This window comes from Epilithonimonas sp. (assembly GCF_032055105.1).
Classification (GTDB): Bacteria; Bacteroidota; Bacteroidia; order Flavobacteriales; family Weeksellaceae; genus Epilithonimonas.
The window spans coordinates 1-11216 of record NZ_DAMBRK010000034.1; the positions used below are offsets into that span (position 1 = coordinate 1).

The window sequence follows — 11216 nt, forward strand, 5'->3', positions numbered from 1 at the left end:
AAAATGAATAGACTTAAAATTGAATTAATTTAATAATGCACTACGAGTTTTATAAGTAATCTTATTCATTTCTTAATGTGGTGACTTTATAATAATATTTTTGAAGTTGAACATTAGAAAAATGATAATAAAAAGAATATTTATAAAAGCTGAGTGATCACCACAGCTTCCTCTAGGATTGATAAGGATATATTAATCCTTTATATTACAACCGTAAGATACAAAAAAAATATCAAAAGGATTTTCAGTCATTATTCTGAAGTAAGCAGTCCCAAAAAACTAATTTATTACATCTACTAAACCAAAGTATAAAAACAATCCCGAAAGAGTTATTCTTTCGGGATTATGATAAATATTATTACACAAAAAACTATTCTACAATAATCTTTGAGGATTTGTTTTTAGTCTTCACGATATAAACGCCTTTTGACAATTTCTGAATTGTTACTTTCCCCTTATTCTCAACTTTTTCAATAGTCTGTACCAATTGGCCGTTCAGGCTATAGATTTTCACTGTTTCATTTTTGTTGATGCCACTGATATAGAATTCGTTGTTCTTCACAGGATTTGGATAGATGGCCAATTTTGCTTTTTGAGCATCGATATCATCTGTAGCTAATACTGAAAAACAAGTCCAAGATAAGTCATCAAAAGAAACTCTATTGCTACTAGTTTCATCTACCAATTCTATCACTACATTACCTGCAACATTGATATCATTAACTGTGAAAGTTCCTGCTGTTTTGGAATAAGGGATCTGCCCTTTCACTACTCCATTTACTTTTAATATATAGTTTCCTGCACTATCGCTGAAAGGCAAGAAAGTTCTCACTGTCAAAGATCCAATACCGCCGGAGATGGTAGAAGATTTCAAGCTACCTTTTTTGATACAGATTGCTCTGTTGTTATCTCCACTTATATAAATTTGTTTATCTGTTCTAGCATTAGTCGCAGTCCAAACAATTCCCTTGTTGGACCATTCTCGATCTGTATAAGAAGAGTTGGTTGCAGGAAGGTTTTCAAAATCCTCAGTTCCACAAGAAGTTCCTTCACCAGTCCCTCCACTATTCTGAGTAGTTGCTTCTAGAATATTGCTATTAGGAGACTTATTTCCAGCAGCATCTCTTGCTACAACATAGAAGGAATAAGTGGTTGTAGGATTCAATCCTGTTACAGTTCCACTGTTTGTATAAACAGTCGTTTTCAATACGCTATCTGCATAGATATCATATGCGCTAACACCAATATTATCTGTAGAAGCTGTCCAAGCTAAGGAAACTGTAGACGATGTTGTTCCAGAAACGGTAAGATTAGTCGGCGCAGAAGGTAATTCTGTATCTGTTGTAGAACCTCCATTAAAAGTATCTGGCCAAGTGTTCTGGGCTGCTGGTCCACCCCAGATAGCAGTTGCCAAATAAGCATTATCGATAAAAGGGTTTCTATTGTGCTGAATACCAAAAACCACATTATTTCTCTGTCTTTCGAAATCGGAAACAGGATCTTCAACATTCCATTTAAGAAGTATATCTGGGAAATCCGAAGAATAAGTAGCAGGTTTCATTGTAATATTAAGAGGAAGACATCTTGTATTATATCTTACATACATGTACATCAGGATTCTTGCTACGTCTCCTTTCCACTCGTCACCAGGATACCACCCACCTCGGCTTGTTTTATAAGCTGTAGCTCCAGTACCGTCATCAAAAAGAAGACTTCCTCTGGTACTATTCAATGTATTATCAGCTGGACGCAAATGATGCCCATCAGAACCAGGACCAGATGTCCCCAAATTGGGTGTTCCTTTGGATTTTGCATACACATGCTCACGATTCCAAGATCCTGTATACGGACGGCTTCTCTGATGTGTTCCTGAACTTTGAGATCCATACATCAATAAAATATTGGATGGATTTTCCAGATCTGCATCACTTGTTTTAAAAAGAGAAGCTAATCCCGCAGAATAAGCAATTGTCTGCGTATGAGTGTTTGTAATAAGTGTCGCAAGTTCACTTTTAAGTTCATTTTTGGTTTTGTTGAAGTTAACACTAGAATAATAAGCTGGTGCCGACTGTGCAAAAGCAATGAACGAAATGATACTTGCAAAAAAAGAAAGTTTTAATTTCATGCGGTATGATTTAATTAATTTTAATAGTAGTATGATTGTTATTTTTAAAGCTAATTTCTAATAATCCATTTTGAAGTGTAATAGAACTTGGCTTTTCTAATTCTAAATAAAGAATATCATCGAATATATATATGCTTGCATTAATTTTGAATTGAAAGGCTGAAGAAATGATTGTAACATCCGAACCATTTTCAATAGACTCGTTATTTTGAAAGTCAGTTCTAGCAATTGGAAAATAAATAAGATCTGTAAAAAGACCCGGATGATTGTCACCTTCTCCTACAAAAAGTTGATTAGCCTCTTTGTTGATACCAATCACGTAGAGCGGAGCCTTTTTTCCTCCAACATTAATACCTTTCCTCTGACCAAGTTTGAAAGCCCCAATACCATGATGCTCGCCTACCAAGAAACCATCGAAAAGATTATAATTTCTTTTCTTTAGTTTTTGTATTAGTTCCTCCTTTTTAGAAGAAAATACACTTCCATCTTCTATATAAATTGAAGACAACGATGGTATTTCAACGATTTGACCTTCTTTGATCACGGATAATTAATTATTCTTTGCGTTGTTTTCTAAAATAATCTGTTATTCTTAACTAATAAATAACGGGGCGCTAATGTAGCTAAATAAATTAACATGAAGAATATATTGTATGAAATTTCATAAATAGATAACAAACTCATAAATTTCATTCACATTCTCATCACATGATCATGAAATTTATGCTACAAAAAAACCTTTAAAAACTTAAAGGTTGAATTATTTTGAACGCAAAGAGCGCAAAGTTTTATTAAGTATTGAAAACATTTTAAGGTTCGCAAAGGTGCTTAGCTCTGCAAAAGGATTAATAAATTTTGTATAGGATACTGAAAAGTTGTTTGATATGGAAAACCCTAGCCCCGATTGTAGTGGAAATCCTTTTTCTTTTCTTTCATATAAGGGAAAGAAAAAGATTGCAACGGAAAGCGGGAAATAGCTCTTCAAAAAAATTATTCTACAACCACCTTTTTCTCTAGAAAAGTGCTAGCTCCTGCCGAATCTTTTCCTGTGTAGAATTTGAAAGTATAGTTTCCTGTTTTTGTTGGTTTGAAATTGATACGACTTCCGTCGACATAAGTTCCATCGGAGCAAACCTCATTGGTTTTATATCCAAAATTGGCAATAGTCCTCACAGAATCGTTGGTGTACTGATAATCGTAGCTGTAAATCCCTTCGCAGGTTTTGGTAAAAGTAGAATAAACCTTCAGCTCCTGAGTAACGCCCAAAGCCATTGTATCCATTGGTATACTGACGCTATCGGTTTTCTGAGCGTAGACATTGGTAATCTCTACATAATCGTCGTTGTCTTTACAAGAAGCAATAAAAGCTGAAACCACCGTCAGCATTGATAAAATAAATACTTTCTTCATAATCGTTTCTTTATTAATTATTAAAATTACCTTTTGAGAGGTAAACTACTTTTTTGGTATCAAAAAACTCGCCTTCGAAATAATTTTTCAGTTGGAAAATTTCGCATTTCAAACCGGCTAATTCCTCTGCCAAATCTCCACCTTTTAAATATAAAACACCGTTGTGCTTTGGATTGAATTGATCTTTTTCAAATTTTCCTCTGAGCCATGTTAGGAAAACTGGCATTTGTGTTACAGCTCTACTGACTACGAAATGAAACTTTTCCTTCAATTGTTCTGCTCTCATATGATGAGCTGTCACATTTTTGAGCCCAAGACTTTCCGCAACACCCTTCACCACTGTAATTTTCTTTCCAATACTATCAACCAAAGTGAATTGTACATTGGGAAAAAGAATAGCTAACGGGATTCCTGGAAAACCTCCTCCTGTGCCGATATCTAGAACTTTGGTTCCATCTGCAAACGCCATCACTTTTGCAATTCCTAAAGAATGGAGAATATGCTTCTCATAAAGACTATCTGTATCTTTTCTGGAAATGACATTGATTTTTTCATTCCAATCTGTATAAAGAGTTTCTAATTCTGCAAATTGATTTTTTTGCTCGCTGGTAATATTGGAAAAATATTGTAAAATTAATTCTAAAGACATGAGGCGAAATTATGAATTTTAATATTATTACAAATAAAAAACCATCAAAAAAATATTGATGGTTTTCTATTTATAAAGTTTCTATGTTATTTTAAAACTTTTTTGGTCAACATTGTATTTCTAGAGTATGCTTTTACGATATACATCCCTTCTGCTAAAATGGTTTTATTGATAAAAACTTCGTTTTTAGCATTTTTGGTATTGAATAATAATCTTCCAAGAGCATCATAAAGACTTACCTCGACCAGATTCTCATCAGATTTAACAATGAAGTTTTGAGAGTCTTTGTAAATCTGAATTCCCTTTTTCACAACGTTATCTGTTCCTAAAGTTTCTGATGGTTTATAAACCACTTCGAATCTGTCATCGTATGTACCTGCGGTTGTACTGAAACTGTAAGGGTTTTCTGTAATATTGATGACTTTATTAAGATATTTGTCTTTCAAGTAAACAGTTTGTGTCGTGGAGAATATGCCTTCTTTTTCTGTTAAAGAAATTGTATAATCACCAGATACCGATGCTTTATATCCAATTTTCACAATGTCATCTTGGGTAAAATCGGGCGCTTTAGATTGGATAGACAACTTATTTTCATCTAAAACACTCCAGAAAGAATCACTTCCTATTGACAGTAAATCTGCATCGTAATTGGTATCAAAACCATTGGTTGCTTTTGCTATATAACCAATCAAAATCTCGTTATTAACATCTGTTGGCGATTTGAACTCTAGCCAAAATCTGTTTTTAGGAGTATTGGTTTTGTTGTAATAATTTGCAGTGTCATATGTTCTCAAACTATTATTAAAAGACAAAGTTTGATTTTTTCCAGTTTCTATTGCCTGTACTATGAATCCCTGACCTACAGAAATACTTCCTGTTGATCTTTTGCTTGTATTTCCAATATAAGTTGCAGAAACAGCTCCACCACCGTTGATAGTCACATAATTATTTCCTCCGTAATTCGAGCCTTGTTGCGTAAGAAATTTACCATCGTTATTAGTCCAAAAATAAGCCAAATATTTTATTTTAGTTTTGTTAAGTTCGTAGAACATATCAAAATCGATATTAGACGGGTATGGATTACCTATCATATTATAGCCATGCTTAGCATCTGTATATTTCAGAGGATATGAAGGAATATTGCCATTGTGAGGAACTCCAACAAATTTAAATTGGGACGCTTTTGTAGAATCTGTAATAGCAGCATCGAAGCTGTTCTTTCCGCGAATTGCATAACCTCTAGCATCCTCAAAAGGAGATTCAGCATTAAGCGTAATCTCATTCGCTATTGAAGTTTTAAAATAATCTGTTTTTTCGTCATAAACATAAAACCTATTCCAAGGTGTTCCAGTTCCAGTACCTCCGTTTGCCTGATTGTAACCCTCTGAAAAATTATAAAGATTTTGACCGCTTACCGGAGAAGACCAATAGTTATATCCCATTTTTGGAAGAAGCGCCAATTTCTTAACAGTTACATCCCCTACATTCTGAAAATCATTTTTCTGCAAAAGATTAGCATCATTTTCTATGATAAAATCACTCGCAGTAGCTTTGTTTTCTATCTTTCCGTAGACTGTGATATAATCTCCCGTATTGACAATAAGGCTTGCCTCAGAATTAATTGTTAAGTTCTTACTTTCGAAACTACCGTTAGCTTTTGTATTGTATGGTGCGTTGATAGTTACATTTTTGGTTGCATTAGGCTCTCCGTTACTCCAATAAGGATTTGTAATATCCTGCCATATTGTTTCTGTATCTGGTGCATAGGTTTTGTTGTAAAATTGACCTCTAATTTCTGGACCTGATCCTCCTGGTAAAAAGTGGAAAACATATTGCATGTAATAAGTGTTATAAAAATATAATCTTATGAACACTTTCTGGCTTGGCAAAACAACAAGTCCATCTTTGAATTTAAATTCTTGTGGTGTATAATCTGCATCTACATTTCCTGTCCCTAGAACTTCATAGCTAGAAAAATCGTCTGTTCTAGAATAACGCAACTCATACTTAGCCCCGTTTGTTCCTTTTGCTGTATAATTGAAAGTCTTAGGCTCTATTGCTTTTGTAGCACCATTATTTTCAAAGATAAACTGGATATATCTATCGGTATTAATTGCATTTGTATTATCATTACTTTCCACATAGAAAGTTTTAGGATTAGTTTCATTACCAACATGAATTGTCATGCCATCTGTAGAAGTCATCTTTGTTTTAGCAATAAATGCCTTGAAAGGCGTTGCAGTAAAATCTGTATTATCCCAACGGATGAGTGGATTTGTGCTATTGGCAACAACATTAATTGTTACTGTTGCAGAATTAGAAGTCCCATACTCATTTACAAGATAATAAGTAAAAGTATCTGTCCCAACAAAATCTTTTCTAGGAAGGTAATTGATTGTTCTATCTGCATTGATAGAAACTATCCCGTGTGATGGTTGACTATATACCAACGAGTCTAATTTGTTACTATAATCATCATTAATCAGTACATTTATATCAATATCATCATTCACAGTATTGGTTACGTCATCATTATAAGCAATAGGTGTTGTTGAGCTTGATTCTATAGTTCCGATGAATGCAGGCCCAAGATCTTGCCCTTTTTTCAACAACACTTGCATCGCATTCCAAGTATTGTAAACATAAATCCTAAGATAAACGACCTGACCATCAGTTGCGATTGGTCTAGTAAAATCAGTAAGTTTTATTTTATTCAAACCACTATTAATGTAAGTTTCAGGAAGAACATTAAAATAAGTTTTAAAATCTTTGCTAAGTGAGTAATCAATTTGAATATTAGCATCCCCACCTTGCATCGCACAAAGAAAGTTAAACTCTGATAAATAAAGCTTATAACCATTTTTTGGTGAAATAGTTAATTGAATATACTTGGTTTTATCTATAGTCTGTGTATTCTTATCTGGCCAACCTCCGGTATTAAAAGCGTTATAAGCACCACCATTTACTCCTACATTTTCATCATAAGCAAGACTTACATTAGTAGCTGTAAGATTTGTAACATCAATTTTATCATTATAACGACTTGGCGTATAGTTGGTATTATTCCATCTTGCTAAGACAGCATTTACATTATTTACCACATTGATGCTAACTGTTGCCTCATTTGATAATCCTGTAGAGTTCTGAGATTTATATTTAAAAGAATCTTCCCCCAAATACCCTGTCGCTGGTTTGTAGGTTACATCTGTAGTTCCATTCACAATTAGCGTTCCATGACTAGGCTGCTGTGTAATAGTTATAGAATTAATCGCACTAGAAGAGCTATCATTAGCTAAAATATCAAAATTAGCATCGTTATTTTTATAAGCTGTAAAAGAATCATTATTAGCAACAGGCGCAATCGCTTGTACCTCTGTTAATTTAAGAGTATTAGCTTTGATTCTCCATCCTGCATTCCAATCATTACCTGTTGAATAAAACTTAATTATTAGTCTTTGAGAACCAGATAAAGTAATATTAAGCGGAATATTCTTGATGGGATTATTAGCAATTGATTCATTGTCTATAAGTATAGTCGAATTAACCTTATAGAAAAAATCCCAATCACTTGTTTCGGTTCCATTTTGAGAAATATAATATCTAATTGTATAATTGTCCGGACCAGGATTTAGTTTTTCTTGTTCAAAAACTAAATTAGAAATTTTCACAGAACTACCATTTGAAGAGTTTACAGAAAAGCCCAAATAACGATAATGCTCAATACCTCCATTATTCCATCCTCTAATTACCATTCCTCGGTTATCATAGGAAATAGGATTATCAGTATGCGCAATAGATGTTGCAGTTATCCTACTATCAGAATAACTCACACTTCCATCAGAAGTTAAATCCCATTTTACGAGATCAATTTGCGCATAAAAAATGTTTGCAATCAACATTGCAAATACAACATAAAGATTTTTTTTCATTGTGTAGTATTATGATTTTTTATAAAAAAATAATTTTGCAAAATTAAACACATGTTTAGTTATCAAACATTGATATCTGTTAAGTAATTAGGTCTGTAAGTTTTAAAAAATTATTGGAAAAACTATCTTAGATTTAGGATAGTATGTTAAAAGAAGTCAATTGCATTCACAATAATAATACGGCAAAATTATTGACAATTATGCAACAAAACAAGATTTCACAAGCTAGATTGCCTGCTAGTAAGGGAAAACTATCCATAGGGATAGTCTGTTTTCTACTTATGTTGTAGGTTTGTAGACGGAATATTGTTGATTTTAGTGAAGAAATCTTTCCTGTCCTTAAGGTCAAGTATGCTATAAATATTCTTGATATGATATTTAACTGTACTTTCTGTTATGAAAAGTTTATCGGCAATTTCTTTATTTGACAATCCATCAGCCATGAGTTTGACTAGCTCATTTTGACGATCATTTAGTTTGTTCAAATTGGAAATTGCTAATTCAGAATTAATAGCTTTTTCATTCGTATTAAAACTTTCGGAATAAGAATTCAAGTCTTCTTTTATCAACTCAATCTCTTCTTCCATTTTCTGATTTTCGGTTTTAAGATTTTCACTTTTCCGAAAAGAGTATACAATAATCGAAAGCATAATAAAAGCAACAATAACCGCGCTAATCTTCTCCCAAAACATAGATTTTTCTAAAAGAGCTTCGTGTCTGTCGATATATTTCCTTTCCATCAAGTGCATTTCAGAAACTTTACTCTCCAGGTCTACTATTTTTTTTAGAGAATCTATTTTTAAACTTATAAAATAAGCATCTTTCAGCAAATTATTTTCTTTGTAGATTCTTTCCATTTCTTCAGCTGCAAAAACTTGATATTTCAGAATCCCACAATGTTTTGAGATTTTCAAACTCTTCGCATACAATCCTTCTACTTTTTTTAAATCTCGCTCATGATTATAGAGATCCATCATTTTAACAAGTATAACAGGAAGGTTACAGTAATTAACCGTTTCCATAATATCAAACGCCTGCTCATACTTCAATTCTGCTCTATCAAACTTATTCTCTCTTAAAAATAGATACCCTTCCTGTAATAAAATATAAGATTGATTCTCCGGAATTGCGTTGATATAATTTTCATTCGCAATCCGACTCATCATTTTACTAGATTTATCAAATTCTTTACTATCAAAATAAGCAAAAGCGTATTCATAATCCAGTTTCATCCTCAACGCATTATCTTTCGGAAGCTTCTTGGCAATATTATAAGATCTATTAAGATAGTCGATGCACATCACATAATCATCAACAGTCCTATAAGTTGTACCAATATAGAAAAACACATTGGCTTTTTCTTCTTTTGTAAGATTACCAACTAATAGCAGATCAAAAAGTCTTTTTTGTGAATCTTTCTGTTTTCCTTCCCGATTATATTTTGTAATCTCTTTTTCAAGAGCTTTTATATTCAAATCTTTTGCGTTCAGAAAACCTATAAGCAATAATAGAAATGTTGCAAAATATTTTGTAAATTTTTTATTCATGTGTGTTATAAAAATTCTAAAAAAAATCATTAATTTCTTAAAATGATATTTTATTAGAAAATTTATTCGCAAAAATAATCAAATATCAACATATTTCGTTGCGTATTAATACTTATTTTAAAAACAACATACCTTACTTTGAAAAAAAACTTCATTAATATCTAAATTATCACAAATAATATATTAAAAATAAGGCCACATTTTTGGATTAAAAAATTATATTTGTTGTTAAAATCTAATTTATAATATAGTTTCATGAGTAAAATTTCGGACAGACTGAATAGACTGAGTTATTCTCAGACTTTCGTGATGAGCAACAAAGCGCGCGATATGAAGGCGGCAGGAATAGATGTAATAAGTTTAACTTTGGGAGAACCAGATTTTGATGTTCCTCAAAAAATCAAGCAAGCTGCTTTTGATGCAATCAATGAGAACTACAGTCATTACTCGCCTGTTCCAGGATTTCTAGAGCTCAGACAAGCTATTTCTGCAAAACTGAAAAGAGATAACGACCTTGACTACAAACCAACACAAATCTGTGTTTCCAATGGTGCAAAACAATCAATCATCAATGTTTTATTAGCAATTATCAATGATGGAGACGAGGTTATTCTTCCTGCTCCTTATTGGGTAAGCTATGATGAGATGGTAAAAGTTGTGGGCGGAACTTCTGTTTTTATTGAAACTTCAATTGATACTGAATTCAAGATTACAGCTGAACAATTGGAAAAAGCAATTACACCAAAGACAAAAGCTTTACTTTACAGTTCACCTTGTAACCCTTCTGGAAGTTACTATACAAGAGAAGAATTGGAAGCTATTGCAAATGTGATGGCAAAATATCCTGATATTACAATCATCTCCGACGAGATCTATGAGTTTATCAATTACGGAGGTGAACACGTTTCTATTGCAAGTTTTCCAAAAGTCTATGAACAAACTGCAGTTATTAACGGAATGAGTAAAGCTTTTGCAATGACAGGTTGGAGAATCGGTTATTCTGCTTGTCCTGCTTGGTTGGCTAGTGCTTGTGATAAAGTTCAGGGACAAATGACCAGCGGTGCAAATACAGTTGCACAAAGAGCTTCTATTGCAGCTTTACAAATGGATCCGTCCGAACTACAATATATGATTACCGAATTTGAAAAAAGAAGAGATCTTGTTTTCGAATTGATGAAAGATATTAAAGGCTTCAAATGCAATCTTCCAAAAAGTGCGTTCTATTTCTTCCCGGACATTTCCTATTACCTAGGAAAAACTCTAAATGGAACTGAAATCAAAAATGCGGACGACTTCGCAATGTTCCTTTTGGAAAATGCTCACGTTGGCTGTGTTGGCGGTGTAAGTTTCGGAAGTCCGGAGTGTATCCGTTTCTCTTACGCAGCTTCTGAAGAAGAATTAAGAGAAGCTATGAGAAGAATCAAAGATTGCTTAGATCAATTTTAAATTCTCTTGTCAGTCTGAGGCTCTCGAAGACAATCATAAAATCAAAACATCACTTTTTTGGACTGCCCCCAAAAAGTTATACACTTTTTAGGGGCATTTTTTATGAGAAG

At 33.1% G+C, this 11216-nt stretch carries 7 protein-coding genes; 1 reads left to right on the forward strand and 6 read right to left on the reverse strand.

Going from position 1 to position 11216, the window contains the following annotated elements; translation table 11 throughout:
* Nucleotides 1-370 precede the first annotated feature (370 nt).
* The 6 genes from RTY06_RS16020 to RTY06_RS16045 form a co-directional block, all read right to left on the reverse strand.
* A complete protein-coding gene (locus RTY06_RS16020; protein WP_312825973.1) occupies nucleotides 371-2125 on the reverse strand; it encodes an endonuclease in 1755 nt (584 codons plus the stop codon).
* Nucleotides 2126-2135: 10 nt separating this feature from the next.
* Complete coding sequence (locus RTY06_RS16025; RefSeq protein WP_312825974.1) at nucleotides 2136-2669, reverse strand: tRNA methyl transferase PRC-barrel domain-containing protein; 534 nt, start codon at nucleotides 2667-2669, stop codon at nucleotides 2136-2138.
* Between the two features lie 446 nt (nucleotides 2670-3115).
* The gene (locus tag RTY06_RS16030) at nucleotides 3116-3535 is read right to left on the reverse strand and encodes a hypothetical protein (RefSeq protein ID WP_312825975.1); all 420 of its coding nucleotides are present in this window, start codon (nucleotides 3533-3535) and stop codon (nucleotides 3116-3118) included.
* Nucleotides 3536-3548: 13 nt separating this feature from the next.
* Nucleotides 3549-4184, reverse strand: a complete 636-nt coding sequence (gene rsmG / locus RTY06_RS16035) for a 16S rRNA (guanine(527)-N(7))-methyltransferase RsmG (protein ID WP_312825976.1) — start codon at nucleotides 4182-4184, stop codon at nucleotides 3549-3551.
* Nucleotides 4185-4270: 86 nt separating this feature from the next.
* Nucleotides 4271-8113: an Ig-like domain-containing protein gene (locus tag RTY06_RS16040; protein ID WP_312825977.1), complete on the reverse strand. Its 3843-nt coding sequence runs from the start codon at nucleotides 8111-8113 to the stop codon at nucleotides 4271-4273.
* Nucleotides 8114-8388: 275 nt separating this feature from the next.
* Nucleotides 8389-9660 (reverse strand): LuxR C-terminal-related transcriptional regulator, encoded by a 1272-nt coding sequence (locus RTY06_RS16045; RefSeq protein WP_312825978.1) that lies wholly within the window; start codon nucleotides 9658-9660, stop codon nucleotides 8389-8391.
* Nucleotides 9661-9915: 255 nt separating this feature from the next.
* Here RTY06_RS16045 and RTY06_RS16050 point away from each other — a divergent pair, with 255 nt between their 5' ends.
* A complete protein-coding gene (locus RTY06_RS16050) occupies nucleotides 9916-11106 on the forward strand; it encodes a pyridoxal phosphate-dependent aminotransferase (protein WP_312825979.1) in 1191 nt (396 codons plus the stop codon).
* The last annotated feature ends 110 nt before the right edge of the window (nucleotides 11107-11216 follow it).